The organism is Clostridium sp. chh4-2, from assembly GCF_002899675.1.
In the GTDB taxonomy this organism is placed as follows: domain Bacteria; phylum Bacillota; class Clostridia; order Lachnospirales; family Lachnospiraceae; genus CHH4-2.
Genome location: NZ_PKUU01000004.1, coordinates 128542 through 146234, shown reverse-complemented (window position 1 = coordinate 146234; position 17693 = coordinate 128542). Strand labels below are relative to the sequence as shown.

The window sequence follows — 17693 nt, the reverse complement described above, 5'->3', positions numbered from 1 at the left end:
GACAGCGATGAACGATTGTATTGAAAGAATCAATAATTATCTGCAGGATGAGAATACAACATACCCGCTCTTTGTGAATGTGGAGAATGCTACGCAAAAAATGGAAATCCTAGACTATTACAGAGTGGGTGATAATAAAATCGTTCATATTGCTGATTTTGCTAAGAAAGATAGCCTGCCTAATGTGATGGGTGTCATTGATGACATAAAACACGCATCTGGCAATATGTTTGTATTTGAATTAACCACCTATCTTAAGCTGATTAGTGGATCAGAGCTTCAAAAGACCATGCAGACACTTTGCAATATGAGCATTGCAAAGAAAGCAGTTATTGTATGCTTTCATTGTGGTGATATCCTAAAAAAGATAATACAAAAGGATTTAAGAGTAGCTAAGCGCATTGTTGCAGTTGATTCTACAGTTGATTCTGTAAAACCACATATCACATTTGTGGCTCCGGAATTTTCTTTTGATTCAGCGAATGTCGTGGAAGGCGTGGAGTTTCTTCCTGTGGCGATTGAAAGTGCTGTTCAGTCAGAAATATACATTCGGACAGCTAAAAAGGCGGCTGTTTTTGCCAATGGACAGTATGCCATTGCAACAATGGATACACCTCTGCGGATACTTCAGAATAAATACCCAGAGCTTGAGGGATTTAAATATGATGAAGCAGAAGGGTTCTATTGGAAATATCTATTAAATCTTAGTGAAAACAAGGCCTCGTTCCGAGCAATAGTAATAGCACATTTTAGTAATACAAATAACTATGAATATACGCTGCAAGAATGGTATACCTATGAGGACAGAATGCAGTGGTTACTGTTTATAGCGATGAAGGTCTTTCCAGATGCAAAGAACCAAATTATACAAGATGCGGTTTCGTTTTCCAATAAGCATACCGAAGTTATGCGTAATTTGATAAGGGCGATTTTGAACTATCCTCAGAATGGAAAAGCTTTTTCTCAGATATATAAACAGTGGAAGTCTCTGAGATACAGGTTAAATATCCCGGAAGAGGAAGTTGCAGATTATTGTGAGTTCGTGGATCAGAAGGGAAAGGATGCACTGTACTATCTTTCAGATTTGACCAAGATGGAGAAGGAAAAGGCGATTAAAATTATAGGAACATACCAGGCCGATTATGATGATGAAACGTTACTGAAAGTGCTTAGGAGTAATTTCCTTGACTTCTATAATTATGTCAGTCCTTTTTATTTCGGTAATGATTTGTTGGATTACTACTTTTCACAATATACAATGCAAAAACTTCGGAATGTGATATATCCAGAGTTTGAGAAATTTGTCAATACTGAGGCTGAAGAACAACACTTTGTAGAACTTCCGGCTAGGACAGAAATTGTCAGTGATGCAGATAAGCATAATTCTATTCTATATTTCGTAGATGCATTAGGGGTGGAATTCCTTAACTATATTCTGCAAAAATGTGCTGCGAAAGGTTTGTTTGCTGAAGCTAAAGTTGGAAAATGCAATCTTCCTTCTATTACATCAGCAAACAAGGAGTTCGTTGATGCATTTAAAGCGTGCGATGCTGAAATAGTGGACTTCATTAAGAAAATTGACAAAGATAAGCACGAAGCAATTGGCGACTATAATTTTGAAAAATCAGAATATCCAATTCATTTGATTGATGAACTTGCAGAAATCGAGAAGGTGGTTGCTAATATTTACACAAAACTCTCTTCGAATAAGTACGATCAGGCTTATATCATTTCTGATCATGGAGCGAGCCGATTGGCAGTTATTAAAAAGTCTGTTTTGCCTATTGAATCAAAACGGACTGGAACTCACGGGGGACGGGTTTGCGAGGACAATGAATCAACCAAAAAGCTTTCACATGCAATTCATGAAGGTGGACTTTGCATTTTGGCTAGCTATGATCGATTCGATGGTTCACGACCTTCCGCAGTGGAAACTCATGGTGGCGCTACACTTGAGGAGGTTGTTGTTCCTGTTATCAGGATTACAATGAATAATATTGTCTGGGAATTTAAGGTGATGAATGATGGACGCAAGGTGATATTCAGTTACAAAAAGCAACCAGTTCTTGTTATCTGGTCTAAGAATGAGCTGAACAATCTTTCTGTGAAAGTTAACGGAAAGATGTATGCAGGGAAGCAGGATGCGGATAAGAAAACGTTCAGGTTTGAATTGGATAAGCCTGAAAAAGCATGTGACTGTAGCGCTGATATTTATGTATCAAGCAATTGTGTTAAGACGGGAGTAAAGTTCAAATTTGAGCGTGAAGGAGTCAAAAAATCACAAAAGTTTGAACTTGGTAATATGATGTTTGGAGGAGAAAAGAAGTTATGATAGATAAGTTTCGAGATTGTTTCAACGGAATGATCGTATATAAAGATCTAAAAAAGAACAATTTCTTTTCAACATTAAGTCTTCCATCCTTCATGAGAGACTGGCTTCTCGCAGAGTTTCAGAATGAAGATGGGGATTTTGAACCAGCGCAGATTTCTGAGTTTGTGAAAACATATATCCCAAGAAAAGAAGATTGGACGGCGATTAAGGACAAAATCATTTTTGAACGTGATAAGGTTCAAATCTTAGCAAAAATAACAGTTGATATTGATATTCAGACAAGTGAAATCACGTTCACACTTCCTGATTTTGGCTTGACGGATAAGGATACTATTATCGAAGATAGCGTATGGGAGCAAGTGAAGGACGAACTGATTGCTGAACATGAAACCTGGGGAATGATTGAACTTGGATATCGTGCGCCTAATGAGTATGACCAGCAGTTCGAAGAAGATAAAGTTAAGAAAGGCAAAAAAGGTAAAATTAAGCTCACGAATTTTAAGAATTTCTGTCCGTATACAATTGACCTTGAATATTATAAGGATGTTCGAAATGAGTTTGATATCGATGAATGGATCGATATCCTGCTTGGTGCAATCGATTATAATGCCCCTGGATATAAAAACAAGGAACAAAAACTTGCGATGTTGTCCAGGCTTCTTCCGTTTGTTGAAAAACGTTTAAATATCATCGAATTAGCTCCTAAGGGAACAGGGAAATCATATGTCTTCGGCCATGTTAGCAAATATGGTCTGCTGACCGACGGCGGAAAAGTAACAAGAGCAAAAATGTTCTATGATACTTCGCGTAGAAGTCCAGGCTTTATTATTGGCAATGATTTTGTGGTAATAGATGAGGTAAAACTTGTCCAGTTTGGTGATGTAAATGAAATGCGTTCTGTTATGCAGGGCTACATGGAATACGGAACATTTAACATAGGTGGATATGACGGAAAATCCGACGCTGGCGTTGTGTTCCTTGGAAATATTCATCAGGATAATATGGATGAATATACCAATATGTTTACAGAACTTCCAAAACTTTTCCAAGAAAGCGCTCTGCTTGATAGAATTCATGGCTTTATCAAAGGGTGGGATATTCCTCGAATGAATGATGACTTGAAGATTTGCGGATGGGCATTGAATTCAGAGTATTTTAGCTCTATTTTGCATCATTTACGTGAGGATATAAGTTATCGAGCCGTAGTAGATGCGCTGGTGGAATTACCTGATGGAGCGGATACCAGAGATACAGAGGCGGTAAAAAGAATTTGCACCGCATACCTCAAGCTATTGTTCCCTAATGTGCGGTCACCAAAGGATATAACGATGCATAATTTCAATTTGTATTGTCTGCGACCGGCGTGCAAGATGAGAGGCATCATTAAGACACAGTTGGGTATACTTGATATTGAATATAGGGGAAAGAGCGTTCCTCAATTTGCAGTAAGGGATTTGTCTAATGAAGATTAAGTGTGTTGTATGTGGAAGAGAGGATTTTGATAAAGATACTATCGGTCTAAACAAGAAGCTTTTGAGTAAGAATATTACAGAATTTTATTGCCTAGATTGCTTGGCATCTTATCTTGACTGTACAGTAGAAGATTTGCAGGACAAAATTGAAGAATTTAAAGAAGAAGGATGTATCCTTTTTAGGTAAATAGAGGTGATTAAATTGATATACGCAGACAATGCAGCTACTACACAACTCTCACAAGATGCGTTGGAAGCTATGCTGCCATTTTTTAAGGCTGAATATGGAAATGCTTCTGAACCATATTCCTTTGCGCGGTCAGCAAAAAAAGCATTGCTATTCGCTAGAAAAATGATTGCACAGTGTATAAATGCATTACCAGAAGAAATCTATTTCACCTCAGGTGGAACAGAAAGCGATAACTGGGCGCTGAAGGGCACAATGTTTGTATATGGGGATAATCGGAAGCTTATTACTTCGCAGATTGAGCATCATGCGGTTCTAAATAGCGCGAAATCAATAGAAAAAATGGGTTATCCTGTAGTATATTTGCCAGTAGATGCAGAAGGTGTTGTTCAATCAGACACATTAGAACGATATATTACAAACAGGACGAAGTTGGTTTCTGTAATGCTGTCAAACAACGAAATAGGAACTGTTCAACCGATAAAAGAACTGGCTGAGATTGCACATACTTATGGGGCGCTGTTCCATACAGACGCAGTACAGGCAGTTGGTCATGTTTGCATAGATGTCAAAGAACTTGGAGTAGATATGCTTTCTGCGTCGGCTCATAAATTTAATGGGCCAAAAGGTATAGGCTTCCTATATATTAAAAAAGGAACAGAAATTGCTCCTTACTCAGATGGTGGTGCGCAGGAATCCGGTAAAAGGGCAGGAACAGAGAATATTGCGCTTATTGTAGGAATGGCTACAGCATTGCATGAAAATAACCTCACTATTAGGGATAACGAGGTTCACCTTCTCAAAATGGAGCGGACTTTATTGCGTCATTTAGATGAGGCAGGTATTGATTATATTCGTAATGGCTCAAAGAATCGTATACCGGGAACCCTGAGTCTTTCTTTCAGAGGTTATGAAGGTGAAATGCTATTACATCGTCTTGATCTTAAAGGAATTTGCGTGTCTACCGGATCGGCATGTGATAGTGAGAATACACGTATTTCGCATGTTCTGCAGGCAATTGGACTCGAAGAAGAGTATGCGTTAGGAACCATTCGGATATCCTTGGGAAGATTGAATACTACAGCGGAAGTGATTGCAATAGCGGATGCAATTATATCGATAATCAAGTAAATCAGTAATTGGATGGAAGAACATTGTAGACTTTAATAGCATCTGTAAATTTATCCTATCATGGGCAGTAGGGAAATATTGAAACACCACAAACTGTAGACGAAGTCCGAGGCTCACGCTTCGGATTTTTCTTTAAAAGAACTATAAAGTCTTTTGTTTTTGGGACTTTGTAGCTCTTTTCTGATATAATGGAAGTATCGTGCGAGCTGTGAAATTAGCATAGCTGTTTTCCTTTAGCGAGCGGAAGAAATTCTGCAAAGCTTTGGTAAGCTGATAAAATATAGTGGGAAACCCACCAAGGGAAGAGCTAACCCACCGCCTTGTACCGAGTCCTTGGAGTCGAAGTGGTAAAATAAGCTTTAAGCGTAGGACAGGGAGCAACAGAGCCGAAACGTAAGTGACGTGATTTAGCTGGGAAATTATTATGAGAACGGAAAAGGCTGAGACGTTAATACTTGTCGTAGGCAATATCGGGTAAAATGTTATGGTGAGAGTTACCTGGCATCCTCCAGTCTGAGAACTTGGTCAGATTGGTGATAAGTAGTTTATCGGAACAGCTGAGGACCTGCTATTTCCTCACAAGCAGGTATGGAAAACGAATCAAAGAAATGCGACAGGGATTCAAATGAGTGGCAGGAAGCCCGACACATCATAGTATCGAAGAAGCCGCTAATCACGGTGGAGAGAAGGGCTACGCACTTTATAGCTTCAAGTAAATCAGAATCATGCAGACATAGGAGAGTTGAAGGACATGGTAAATGAGTTGTTTGGAATACAGTATAATATCAGGAAAGCAAATGTAACCGACAGGAAAGTCCAGAATCGTGTGTTATATCTGAATGTAGATGCGCTGACAGCAATTTATAGTAAAATGAAGAGCGGAAAAGCAGATGGCATAAATAAAGTGACAAAAGAGGACTATGGGATGGACATGAAAGAAAACCTTGAAAATCCTGTAGAACGGATGAGAAATGGAAGCTATTAACCGAATCCAACAAGGTGGGGTTATAATCCCAAGGAAACAAAAGGCAAGATGAGACCACGGGGAATATCCTGTTATGAGGATAAGCTGGTGGAGAATGCAATCGCATATATACTGGAACAAGTCTATGAATCGGAGTTTCTACAATGAGAGCTATGGGTTAAGACCAAACAGGAGATGTCATATGGCAGTCAGTGAGGTAATAGAAATGGTACAGTACCGGAAAACGAACTATGTTATGGAAGTAGATATCTGAGAATTCTTTGATAATGTCAACCATGCGCGGTTGATGAAGATGCTGGAATACAATGTAGCAGACAAGGGATTTCTTGAAATCATTGGGGAGTTTCTGAAGGCAGGCAACATGAAAGATGGAAAATACTTGGATAGTGAACAGGGAAATGGAGCAAGTCCAATACTGGCATATATTTATCTGCACTGTGTATTGAATAACTGGTTTGATGTTAGTAAAGAGACAGTGTAAGGGCGAATGTTATCTCATCCGCTATGTGGATGAATTTTTATGCTATTTCCAGAATAAGTGGGAAGTGGAAATATTTCGTAAACGATTGGAAGAGCGGTTCCAAAAATGTGGATTGGAGCTTGCAGAAGAAAAGACTAAGATACTGGAATTCGGGAGATTTGCTAGAGAGAATAGGGAAAGAAGAGGAGGAAAAGCAGAAACCTTTGACTTTCTTGGTTTCACGTACTATTGTAGAATGGATAAAAGACTATAGAACGCTTTCATTGGAGGCGATATTCAAAACAGTAAATGCAAAGTTACGAGGACACTATCAGTATTATGGTGTTACGGACAACACGAGGGAAGTAAAGAATTATCTTTTGCAGATCAAGTGGCTGCTATTTGAGTGGTTAAATTGGAGAAGTCAGAGGAAAAGTCAGAGGAAAAGTTATACATTAAACTCCTTTTATAAAGGACTTCTTATAACCTTTCTGTACTTGAACCAAGTATCAAGGTAAGTTTGTTTTATAGATAGGTAGAATATAAAGTGAAAAAGCCGTATGCGTTAATAGCGCACGTATGGTTTTGAATAGGGGCACTGGGGCGTAAGCCCCGTGACCTACTAGAGAAAGTGAAAAATCTGGCGAAGATTAATGTAAAATGGGGACTCCTGGAGGTCAGGGAGACAGCTGATGGGACATAGCGATGAACTAAAAAATTATAATAGATACCAATCAATAAGTAAAGGTGGCTGGAGATGCGTTTAGATGAATTAATAAACGATAATTACAACAAACTAAATGAAAACGATTTATTAATATGGCAGTACATACAGGCACATAAAGATGAATGCTGTTCCATTTCGATAGAAGAGTTGGCAGGCAAATGCTGCATTTCCAGAACGACAATATCAAGATTTACCCAAAAACTTTCTTTTGAAGGCTTTCGGGAATTTAAAATGCATTTGAAATTAGAATATGAAGCAGAGAAAAAGCAGAAGGATGTTCTTTTAGATGATGTCTGCTTAAACTATGAAAAATGTATTCAAACTGCCAGGGATACAGATATGCAGGAAATATGCCGGCATATTTATAAAGCGAAAAGATTATTCGTGTTCGGCACGGGGGAAGCGCAAAATTCTGCGGCACAGATGATAAAACGCATGTTTATGTATGCGAAGCGGTTTTTTGTAGTGCTTGCAGGGAAAAGCGAGCTTACAATGGCATTAGAGGATTTGGAAACAGACGATTTTATGATTATAATATCTCTTTCCGGAGAGACTGATTTAGCAGTAAAGGCGGCTAAGAAGGTGAAAAGCAAGGGAGCGTATTTATTGTCTATAACGGGGCTGAGCAATAATACGGTAGCAAAGTTAAGCGACAAAAGCCTGTACATCACTACAAATCATTTGATGAAAATCGGCGCGGTTTCCTTTGAAACATGTAGTTCGTATTTTAACATGGTTGAGATCCTCTGTGTAAAATATCTTCTTTATCTGGAACAGAATGAAAAAGAAAACTGAACAATGAATGAACAAAGATTAAAATAATGCTCAAAAAATCCTGGTTTAATTCTGGGTTTTTTGAGCATTTTTATATTTATTTGTGCCGGACGCACAGAAAATGTGCAAAGGAATCAACTGTGTTCTTGTTCCTTAAATGCGCCCAATTCCTTGTAAAAGCGTAAAAACCGCGATATTATGAGTTCATCAAAGACGTCTTGAAAAACAAAATAACAGAAGATTTTGAGGAGGTTTCTATGAAAGGAGTCATGCAAAAAGTACAGCGCTTTGGCGGCGCTATGTTTACACCGGTATTGTTATTTTCCTTTGCTGGTATTATGGTGGGGCTTTCGACATTATTTATGAATGCATCCATTTTTGGAAACATGGCGACAGAGGGACACGTGTGGTATCAGCTGTGGTATCTTGTGCAGGAAGGTGCATGGATGGTGTTCAGGCAGATGCCGGTGCTGTTTGTGATCGGTCTTCCGATTGGGCTGGCAAAGAAACAGAACGCAAGGTGTGTATTGGAAGCATTCGTGATTTATGTAACATTTAATTATTTTCTTGCAGCAGTTTTGCAGTTCTGGGGACCGCTTTTTGGCGTAGATTATGCGGCGGAGGCCGGCGGTACCAGCGGACTTGCGATGATATGCGGGATAAAGAGTCTGGATACAGGAATGTTTGGGGCACTGATCATATCCGGAATTGTAGTATGGATTCATAACCGGTATTTTGACAAAGAGCTTCCGGACTGGCTCGGTATTTTCTCCGGCTCCAGCTTTGTAGTAATGATTGGATTTTTTGTTATGATACCGATGGCTTTTATTTTTGCGGGAGTATGGCCTAAAGTGCAGGCGGCGATTTTTATGCTGCAGGATTTCTTTAAAGCTAGTGGAACATTGGGCGTGGGACTATATGCATTTAGTGAGAAAATTCTGCTTCCAACCGGGTTACACCATTTTATTTATGCACCATTTACATTGGATTCCGCGGTTGTTCCCGGGGGAATTGAAGCATACTGGGCGCTACATTTAAGTGAGTTTGCCAACAGTACGGCGCCGTTAAAAGAACTATTCCCGGCAGGTGGGTTTGAGCTGTTTGGAAATGCAAAGGTATTTGCGCCAATCGGGATTACGCTGGCATTTTTCAGCACTGCGAAGAAGGAGAAACGTAAACAGGTTCTGACGCTGATGATTCCGGCGGCATTGACAGCTATGCTTACAGGTATTACAGAACCGATTGAATTTACATTCCTGTTTGTCGCTCCGGTACTTTTTGTAGTCCACGCTCTGCTCTGTGCCTGTATCAATGCGGTTATGTATATGGCGGGGGTATCCGGCGCTTTTGGAAACGGTCTGATTGCATGGCTCTCTCTGAACTGGATTCCATGCGGGAAAAATCATTGGCAGACGTATGTGATTCAGGTGATCGTGGGACTGGCATTTTCAGCTATTTGGTTCCTTGTATTTCGTTTTCTGATTAAAAAATTTAATTTTCTTACTCCGGGACGGGAGGAAGACGGGGAAGATGCAAAGCTTTACACAAAGAAAGATTACCGGGCGAAGAAGGCGGGAGAAAATGATTTGGGCTATGCAGCGCAGATACTGGCTTTCCTGGGAGGAAAGGACAATATTATTGATGTTACAAACTGCGCTACCAGACTCCGGGTCAATGTAAAGGATGCCGGGCTGGTTCATCCGGAAGTGGACTTCAAGCGGATTGGCGCTCATGGGCTTAGTAAAAATGGCACGGCGATACAGGTGATTGTCGGTCTTAAAGTGCCAAAGGTAAGAGAACAGTTTGAAGAATGTCTGGCAAAAAATATTTTGCCTCAGGAAGACATTGATGACAAAGAAGAAAAGGCGGAAAAGAATGATACAGAAGAAAATAATGGTTCGGCAAAGGGATGTCTATATGCAGCCCAGACCGGCGAGGTGATTGCGCTGGAAAAAGTTCCGGATGAGGTATTTTCTCAGAAAATAATAGGAGAAGGGATTGCAATTATTCCAAGTGATACAATGGTAGTCGCTCCGGCAGCAGGTGAGATTGTTGTAGTTGCTGAAACAAAACATGCTTATGCTATAGCGGCGGAGGACGGCGCGGAAGTGCTGATACATATTGGCCTGGAAACCGTGAATCTCCAAGGCAAAGGGTTTGAGGCGCTTGTGAAACTGGGAGATAAAGTTCAGGTAGGAACGCCACTATGCAGAGTAGATGAGTCTCTGGTAAACGGGAAAACACCATTGTATACACCGATGATCATTACGAATTCCAATGAAATGAAGGATATGAAGTTTCAGTCAGGCAACGTTACGGCAGGTAAGGATTGCGTGGTTGAATACATACGGTAAGGAAGCGCAGTTACATGAGTTCCGGTAAATTTTGAATGGAAAATAAATGAAAAAGGAGAAAAATCATGAAGAAATTTTCTATTACAGTAGCAGGCGGCGGAAGTACATTTACACCTGGAATTATTATGATGCTTTTGGATCATCAGGAGGAATTTCCGATCCGCAGGTTATGCTTATATGACAATGATAAAGAACGGCAGGAAATAATCGCAGAAGCGTGTAGAATCCTGTTAAGCGAGCGCGCTCCGGAAATTGAATTTTATTATACGGTTGAACCGGAAAAGGCATTTACCGATGTGGATTTTGTTATGGCACATATTCGTGTGGGAAAGTATGCAATGCGTGAAAAGGATGAAAAAATCCCGCTGAAATATGGTGTGGTAGGGCAGGAAACCTGCGGGCCTGGCGGAATCGCATATGGGATGCGCTCCATCGGAGGTATTTTGGAAATCTTGGATTATATGGAAACATACAGTCCTGATGCATGGATGCTCAATTATTCCAATCCGGCCGCTATTGTGGCTGAAGCCACCAGAAAGCTGCGTCCAAAATCCAGGATTATTAATATATGTGATATGCCTCTTGGCATTATGGTACGTATGGCCAGAATTCTCGGGATTCCGGAAGGGGATTTGGACATCAGCTATTTTGGACTGAACCATTTTGGATGGTGGACACAGGTGAAAGACAAAGATGGAAATGATTTGATGCCTGCGCTGAAGGAATACGTAAAAGTAAATGGTTATGACATTAATATTGAGGAAGACCAGCATGCGGACCAGAGCTGGCATGAGACATTTAGAAAGGTGAGAGACGTTTACGCAGTGGACCCGGATACGCTTCCAAATACTTATTTGAAATACTATTTGTGTTCCGATTATGTGGTAGAGCATACGGACCCTGAGTATACCCGTGCAAATCAGGTTATGGATGGCAGGGAAAAGGAGGTTTTCTCTGCAGCCAGGGAAATTATCGAAAAAGGGACTGCACGGAATTGCAAATTTATGAAGGATGACCATGCTTCTTATATCGTTGACCTTGCCAGGGCGCTTGCATTTAATACAAAGGAAAAAATGCTGTTGATTGTACCGAATGAAGGCGCAATAGAGAATTTTGATCCTGAGGCTATGGTTGAGATTCCGTGTATCGTAGGAAAAGGCGGCTATGAAAAAATTGCCCAGGGAAGAATTCCGCAGTTTCAGAAAGGTCTGATGGAACAGCAGGTAAGCGTGGAAAAATTGGTGGTAGAAGCGTGGACAGAGGGCAGCTACCAGAAATTATGGCAGGCACTTACGCTTTCAAAAACAGTTCCGAGTGTGGAAGTGGCAAAAAAAATTCTGGACGATTTGATTGAAGCGAATAAAGGATATTGGCCGGAATTAAAATAAAGCGGAGGAATATCAGATGAAAAGTGCAGTATTTTATGGAAAACATGATTTAAGGGTGGAGGAGAGTATCGTCCCAAAGCCCGGCCCCACAGAAGTTTTAATACAGGTAATGGCTTGTGGTATATGTGGTACCGATATACATATTTATGAAGGAGATAAAGGTGCGGCAGAAGTGAAGCCTCCGGCAATTCTGGGACATGAATTCTCAGGGATTATTGCGGATATTGGAAGCGAAGTGCAGGGATTTCAAGCCGGTGACAGGGTTTGCATAGATCCGAATTGCTATTGCGGCGCCTGTGATTTCTGCAGGAACGGAGAGGTTCATTTTTGTGAACATATGATAGGATATGGAACTACGGTTAATGGTGGATTTGCAGAATATTGTGTGGTGAATGAAAGCCAGGTGTACCGGCTGGGTGAGAATACCAGCTTCGAGCAGGGAGCCATGACGGAACCGGCCGCCTGTTGCCTTCATGGGATTGACATGTGTGATATAAGACCCGGATATCAGGTGGTTATTATTGGCGGCGGTATGATTGGTTTACTGATGCTTCAATTGGCAAAGCTGGCAGGTGCATCAAAGACGGCACTTTTAGAGCCGGTGGAGAAAAAAAGAGAAATAGGAAGGAAGTTGGGAGCAGATATTTGTATTGACCCTTTAAATGAGGATGTGAAAAAGAAACTGGCAGAGGCCGGTATGACCTGGATTCGCACGGTTATTGAATGTGCAGGCCTTCCATCTACAGTGGAGCAGGCTATTGATTTGGCCGGAAAAAAGGGGACAGTCATGATGTTTGGTTTAACAAAACCGGATACGCAGATTGCTCTCAAACCATTTCAGGTATTCCAAAAGGAGTTGACGCTCAGAGCTTCTTTTATTAATCCATGTACACAGCAGAGGGCATTGCAGCTCATAGACTCAGGACAGCTTGATGTGGAAAGCATGATATGTAAAACGATCGGGCTGGATCAACTGGAAGAAGTATTAAGTAATCCTGCGATAAGAGCGGAAGGAAAGTATATTGTTAATCCTGTGAAAACAACTAAAATATCAGATTAGCTAAGAGGCATAGGGAGCAATGAGAAAGTTTTTTGAGGAAAATTTGTAATGAGACAGTACAGCCAGACTTTTGTTAATACAGTATAAAGTCTGGCTGTATTTTTATATCATAGGGATATGCCCTTTGATATAAAAGGCCCTCCAATGCCAACTTTGTTGGCTATGGGAGCGCACTGCGGCGGTAAGGTATCATGTCGCTGAGGCGATCCGCCGCAGAGGGAGAATCCCGCTTGCGGGATTCTCCCTTGTTTAGAAGGGGGACGCATTATGAATATTTGGCATGATATTGGAGAAGTCAGGATATTTCCTACGGATTGTGTGATGACGGATATGCAGAAAATGAGATGCCCAAGGTGCGGGAGACGATAGGCGCTGTAGCATTCTATCAAGGGGAGGGCTTTCAAATCGAAAACAGCGTGACAGAGAAACAAAATGGGAACAAGAGTACCTTATGGTGTTTCAAAAAGATTCTTAGAAATCTTCTTAGATGAATTGCTCATGTCGTATTTTTACAAGAATGCATTGGATGTTTGTGATATAATTTCCCCAAGAGGGCATTTCCCTGTACTTCTCTTTCTTTCAGTCGTGAGACGATTATAATAAGGTTAACTTTGACAGATTAGACGTACCGTTATACAAGAGGAGGTGTCCGAAAGCGATTTTTTTAAATCAAAATACTATATGACCTTCATGGTGAAAAAACATTCTGAAATACATATTCGAGACAAACAAAGTGCATCCATTAAAACTAAACCATAATAAAAAATATCCATCAAAACTGAATTAAAGCATTATAATGCGGTCCGGGCAGAAGCCCCGGTCATCTAAACCAATACAAGACAGGAGGATACAAATTTGATTACACCAATGACTAAACAACTAGAGGCAGAACTGTTGTGGTCCGAAGAGGAACTTACGAAAAAGAGCAAAATGAAAAATGAAGGGGCAGGCCTTTTGATACTGGGAATCGGGGCGATGGCAATGGGGGGTCTCAACTATTTACTGCTTCATATCCTATACGAGAGCGACATTATTTGGATTGCAGTTAGCGCAGGATGTGTGGTTTTAGGCGTTGTTTTAAGTATATTTGGGGTAAAATTGATAAACAAAACTGGCGATTCCGTTGCAGAGATGACGGCCAAGGACAGCGGTTACAGCGAAGGCGGGATTCTGGAGTTTTATAGGGAATGCCGTCAGACGGATTCCCTGCTGCTCTCTTTGACGCCTCAGCCGACCAAAGAGAAGGATTTTACAAAAGTTGGTTTCTTAACAAAGAACTGGCTGAGACTGCCGGATAAGATTTATCATGGTGTCATGCGAATTTCTGACTTAGCAGTGATTTGGTATGAAGAGACAGCGCTTCCAGGTTATGATCCGGGTATTTTCGCTGTGAAAAGTGATGGTAAGATGCTGTATGCAAAATGCAAGCCGGAAGTTGGAACAGAAATTGTTGATGTGATTGCCGGTAGAAATTCTAAAAGCATTACCGAGCGGTTTTTTGCATATGATGGTAAAGAATTTGATGCATTTCGGAACCCGCAGGATGCAGCAAACCTATATCGGATGATGCAGCGCTGACAGATTTCAAGCTGCGTTCGTATGAATATTATGGTTCGTCAGCAGAACTGTAAAAATTGATTGACATGGTAAATCCAAATAAATAACAGTAATATGTTAAGGCGTGAAAGCTACTTGCTTTTGCGCCTTTTTATTATGAAAGCGAAATGAATGTTGGAAATAAGGCATAACAAAACTAAAGATAAAACTAAGGAGCAAAGTAAGAAATGTTTTCAGATGGCAAAGGCTGGGTGAATATGGTAAAATATAGCAATACGCATGCAGAATGCAGAAAATTAAATATATTAGCAGATACGATGAAAGACGGTGTAACCCCAAAAGGTAATTCTCTGGGAAAATACCGGCCTGGATTCATACAGCGGAATATCTCTTCACAGTATTATCATCGTTTGCTCAAGAAACCGGTTAAAGGCAGAAAAAACACAATTTTAATAATCAAACTACAAAGGATACATCACTAATGGATATCAATGAAATCATGATTCTCGTCCATGGAGAAGATAAAACAGATCAGATTAAATTGTTTTCGCAAGATAATTTAGGCGATAAGATTATGATAAAATTTAATAACATGTCCAAGCAATATCTATACGATAAGCGAAATGTTAAAATTATTAAGAACCCTAAGGTGATTGATCTCAACGGCAAAACAGCATATATCGATGATATGCCGCTCTACAATCCACGGAGAATTCTTGATTTCGGGGAGAAAATACGGATCATAGAATATGACGGGAATTCTTTAATCGTTGATCCCGACAATTTTAAGATGGTGGAAAACAGTGTAAAAGATGAAAATGTGCATCAAATTATGGAATATTTTCGGGATATCGCGCAGTATATAGGGGATAGTAAAGAAGACGCCTCATTTTTGAAAAAGGAATTGGATCAGCTTACATTTATTCATCCGGAAAGTGTGCTGGGGAGGTATTTGCAAAAGAGGCCAATTGAACGTCGCCCTGTTAAATTAGAGCAGATCATTTTTCCATTTTCATTCAATTTAAGCCAGAAAACTGCATTGGAACAGGCGCTTACAAATTCGATTTCTGTGATTGAAGGACCGCCGGGTACGGGAAAGACACAGACCATCTTAAATATTCTGGCAAATCTGGTTGCTATCGGGAATAAGAGTGTGGCTGTGGTATCCAATAACAATGAAGCGGTAAAAAATGTAAGTGAGAAGCTGGAGAAAAAACAATATCAATTCCTTACGACATTTTTAGGGAGAAAAAAGAATCAGGAAGAGTTTTTTACCAATATGCCGGTTCCGGATGTGGAGGGCTGGGACTGTGAGGAGACGGAAAGCGAGCTATCCCAATTGATTCAAAAATTGAATATCCGTTTAACTGAATTAATGGAAAAAGAGAGAGCAAAAGCAAAACTTGAGCAGGAACTTAGGGCCTGGCAACTGGAACAGGAACATTTTGAGCATTATTGTTCCGTACAGGATGTGGAAGGGGAGATCCGTCTTCCTTTGGTGTGCCGTACACCGGAGAAGATTTTGGACTTTTTAGCAGAGACATCGGCAGCGGAAGAATTTCAACTGAAGAAGAAGCTGCTTTACCGAATAAAAATATTGTTTAAGTTTGGAATTTTGAATGTCAAAAAATTGGAACAGAATGACGTGTCGATTCTGCTTACGTTGCAAAGCAGATTTTATCAGATGCAGATTCAAAGGCTGGAACAGAGAATTGAGCAGCTGAGGGGAGAGTTGGAGAAAGATTCATTTGAGAAGTTGAAAGATATGCATCAGATGGCATCAGAGAAGCTGTTCCGTAAATACCTTTACAAACGGTTTCACATCAGAAGCAGGCAGGAATTTACAAAAGATAGTTACAAAAAGAGTTTTTCTGATTTTATTAAGACATATCCAATTCTGCTCAGTACAACTCATTCTCTGCGGCGTTCTATTGCGCAGAATTATCTGCTGGATTATGTGATTATTGACGAATCTTCCCAGGTAGACCTCCTCACTGGCGCGCTTGCATTGTCCTGCTGTAGAAATGTGATTATCGTAGGTGATTTGAAGCAACTGCCCCAGATTACCAATAAGAATATAAAAAATAAAATCAAAACATCGCCGCCGGGGCCGGAATATGACTATTTTACAAATAATATTCTATCGTCTCTGATGTCTGTTTATGGAGAAGAACTGCCGTCCGTTACATTAAAAGAACATTACCGCTGTCATCCGCAGATTATTGAGTTTTGTAACCAGAAATACTATGGCGGAGAACTGATCGCATACACGAAGTCAAAGCCGGATGATTGTCCGTTAATCGTGTATAAAACCGCCGAAGGCAATCATATGCGCAGAGTTACCCGGGGAGATGCGAAAGGGATTTTTAATCAGCGAGAGATAGAAGTTATTATGGACGAAATTTTGAATAGAAGTGAGTTAACAGGCAGCCATAAAGATATTGGGGTTGTAACTCCTTTCCGCAAGCAGGCGGATAAGGCAGCCGAGGAGATTGACCGGTCGATTGAAAGCGATACCGTACATAAGTATCAGGGGCGTGAAAAAAATACGATTATTATGTCTACGGTGCTGGACAACTCTGGGGATGGAAAAAATAGGATTGCATTTATCGATGATCCCCAAATGGTTAATGTAGCAGTGTCCAGAGCAATGAATCAATTTATATTGGTTACGGATCACGATTTGTTCGTTAAAAGTGGAGAACATATCGGTGATCTGATTCGGTACATGCAGTACAGCACGTTGGATGAGAATGTGGTAGAGAGTCAGATTGTATCCGTATTTGATCTGTTGTATCGGCATTATTCCGCCAAACTTCTTTCATTAAAGGCGAAAATGAACCCCAAAGCCCGCTATCAGTCACAGGAAGGGGTGCGCGTAGTGCTGGAAGAAATATTGGAACAGCCAAAATACTCCAGGTTTGGATACTCTCAGGAAGTGTTATTACAAAATCTGCTGAAAGATACGGATTTATTGACAATGGAAGAGAAAGCATTTGTCAGAAACAGGGCATCTTTAGATTTTGTGATATTCTATAAACAGGATAAAAGCTGTATTTTTGGAATTGAGGTGGATGGTTTTGAATTTCATGAAAATCGTCCGGAACAGCTTCGGCGAGATAAGATGAAAGATCATATTCTGCAAACGTATCAGTTACCACTTTTGCGGCTTGCCACCAATGTGAGCGGGGAAAGAGCGAAAATAGAGGAAATGTTCAATCACATAATGGGACAGGATTCAGAGAGAACTTGAATTGAAACTTAAA

General features: G+C 40.5%; 13 protein-coding genes and 1 pseudogene. All 14 read left to right on the top strand.

Features of this window, described 5'->3' with window-relative positions; all coding sequences use genetic code 11:
* Positions 1 to 7 precede the first annotated feature (7 nt).
* The 14 genes and pseudogenes from pglZ (at position 8) to C0033_RS05535 (ending at position 17680) form a co-directional block, all read left to right on the top strand.
* Positions 8 to 2332, top strand: a complete 2325-nt coding sequence (gene pglZ, locus C0033_RS05600; protein WP_103226892.1) for a BREX-4 system phosphatase PglZ — start codon at positions 8 to 10, stop codon at positions 2330 to 2332.
* A complete protein-coding gene (gene brxL / locus C0033_RS05595) occupies positions 2329 to 3804 on the top strand; it encodes a BREX system Lon protease-like protein BrxL (protein WP_103226891.1) in 1476 nt (491 codons plus the stop codon). Before pglZ ends, brxL begins: the two co-directional genes overlap by 4 nt.
* Positions 3805 to 3997: 193 nt before the next feature.
* Positions 3998 to 5122 carry a cysteine desulfurase family protein gene (locus C0033_RS05585; RefSeq protein WP_242984430.1) on the top strand — a complete coding sequence of 375 codons (1125 nt, stop codon included), beginning with the start codon at positions 3998 to 4000 and terminating at the stop codon, positions 5120 to 5122.
* 751 nt (positions 5123 to 5873) lie between these two features.
* Positions 5874 to 6107: a hypothetical protein gene (locus C0033_RS05580; protein WP_103226889.1), complete on the top strand. Its 234-nt coding sequence runs from the start codon at positions 5874 to 5876 to the stop codon at positions 6105 to 6107.
* Positions 6108 to 6231: 124 nt separating this feature from the next.
* A complete protein-coding gene (locus C0033_RS27605) occupies positions 6232 to 6360 on the top strand; it encodes a hypothetical protein (RefSeq protein WP_278320741.1) in 129 nt (42 codons plus the stop codon).
* 33 nt (positions 6361 to 6393) lie between these two features.
* Entirely contained in the window at positions 6394 to 6588 is a 195-nt protein-coding gene (locus tag C0033_RS27400; RefSeq protein ID WP_242984429.1) for a hypothetical protein, read from the top strand.
* Between the two features lie 29 nt (positions 6589 to 6617).
* On the top strand, positions 6618 to 7085 hold the full coding sequence (locus C0033_RS27390; RefSeq protein ID WP_347501039.1) for a group II intron maturase-specific domain-containing protein: 468 nt from the start codon (positions 6618 to 6620) through the stop codon (positions 7083 to 7085).
* 239 nt (positions 7086 to 7324) lie between these two features.
* Positions 7325 to 8089 (top strand): MurR/RpiR family transcriptional regulator, encoded by a 765-nt coding sequence (locus C0033_RS05570; RefSeq protein WP_103226888.1) that lies wholly within the window; start codon positions 7325 to 7327, stop codon positions 8087 to 8089.
* Positions 8090 to 8337: 248 nt separating this feature from the next.
* Positions 8338 to 9885, top strand: a pseudogene (locus tag C0033_RS05565) (alpha-glucoside-specific PTS transporter subunit IIBC); the annotation flags it as partial.
* Positions 9886 to 9897: 12 nt separating this feature from the next.
* The gene (locus tag C0033_RS27385; RefSeq protein ID WP_278320742.1) at positions 9898 to 10422 is read left to right on the top strand and encodes a PTS glucose transporter subunit IIA; all 525 of its coding nucleotides are present in this window, start codon (positions 9898 to 9900) and stop codon (positions 10420 to 10422) included.
* 65 nt (positions 10423 to 10487) lie between these two features.
* Entirely contained in the window at positions 10488 to 11810 is a 1323-nt protein-coding gene (locus tag C0033_RS05560; RefSeq protein ID WP_103226886.1) for a 6-phospho-alpha-glucosidase, read from the top strand.
* A 16-nt stretch (positions 11811 to 11826) separates the two neighbouring features.
* Entirely contained in the window at positions 11827 to 12870 is a 1044-nt protein-coding gene (locus C0033_RS05555; RefSeq protein WP_103226885.1) for a zinc-dependent alcohol dehydrogenase family protein, read from the top strand.
* A gap of 867 nt (positions 12871 to 13737) precedes the next feature.
* The gene (locus C0033_RS05545; RefSeq protein WP_103226884.1) at positions 13738 to 14448 is read left to right on the top strand and encodes a hypothetical protein; all 711 of its coding nucleotides are present in this window, start codon (positions 13738 to 13740) and stop codon (positions 14446 to 14448) included.
* Between the two features lie 460 nt (positions 14449 to 14908).
* Positions 14909 to 17680, top strand: coding sequence for an AAA domain-containing protein (locus C0033_RS05535; RefSeq protein WP_103226882.1), 2772 nt, complete (start codon positions 14909 to 14911; stop codon positions 17678 to 17680).
* Positions 17681 to 17693: the final 13 nt, after the last annotated feature.

Bases quoted from the DNA above. Each gene is read 5' to 3' on its own strand.
- pglZ (WP_103226892.1), top strand. From the start codon at position 8: ATGAACGATTGTATTGAAAGAATCAATAATTATCTGCAGGATGAGAAT.
- C0033_RS05570 (WP_103226888.1), top strand. From the start codon at position 7,325: ATGCGTTTAGATGAATTAATAAACGATAATTACAACAAACTAAATGAA.
- C0033_RS05555 (WP_103226885.1), top strand. From the start codon at position 11,827: ATGAAAAGTGCAGTATTTTATGGAAAACATGATTTAAGGGTGGAGGAG.
- C0033_RS27400 (WP_242984429.1), top strand. From the start codon at position 6,394: ATGAAGATGCTGGAATACAATGTAGCAGACAAGGGATTTCTTGAAATC.
- C0033_RS05560 (WP_103226886.1), top strand. From the start codon at position 10,488: ATGAAGAAATTTTCTATTACAGTAGCAGGCGGCGGAAGTACATTTACA.
- brxL (WP_103226891.1), top strand. From the start codon at position 2,329: ATGATAGATAAGTTTCGAGATTGTTTCAACGGAATGATCGTATATAAA.
- C0033_RS05545 (WP_103226884.1), top strand. From the start codon at position 13,738: ATGACTAAACAACTAGAGGCAGAACTGTTGTGGTCCGAAGAGGAACTT.
- C0033_RS27390 (WP_347501039.1), top strand. From the start codon at position 6,618: ATGAATTTTTATGCTATTTCCAGAATAAGTGGGAAGTGGAAATATTTC.
- C0033_RS05580 (WP_103226889.1), top strand. From the start codon at position 5,874: ATGGTAAATGAGTTGTTTGGAATACAGTATAATATCAGGAAAGCAAAT.
- C0033_RS27605 (WP_278320741.1), top strand. From the start codon at position 6,232: ATGAATCGGAGTTTCTACAATGAGAGCTATGGGTTAAGACCAAACAGG.
- C0033_RS05535 (WP_103226882.1), top strand. From the start codon at position 14,909: ATGGATATCAATGAAATCATGATTCTCGTCCATGGAGAAGATAAAACA.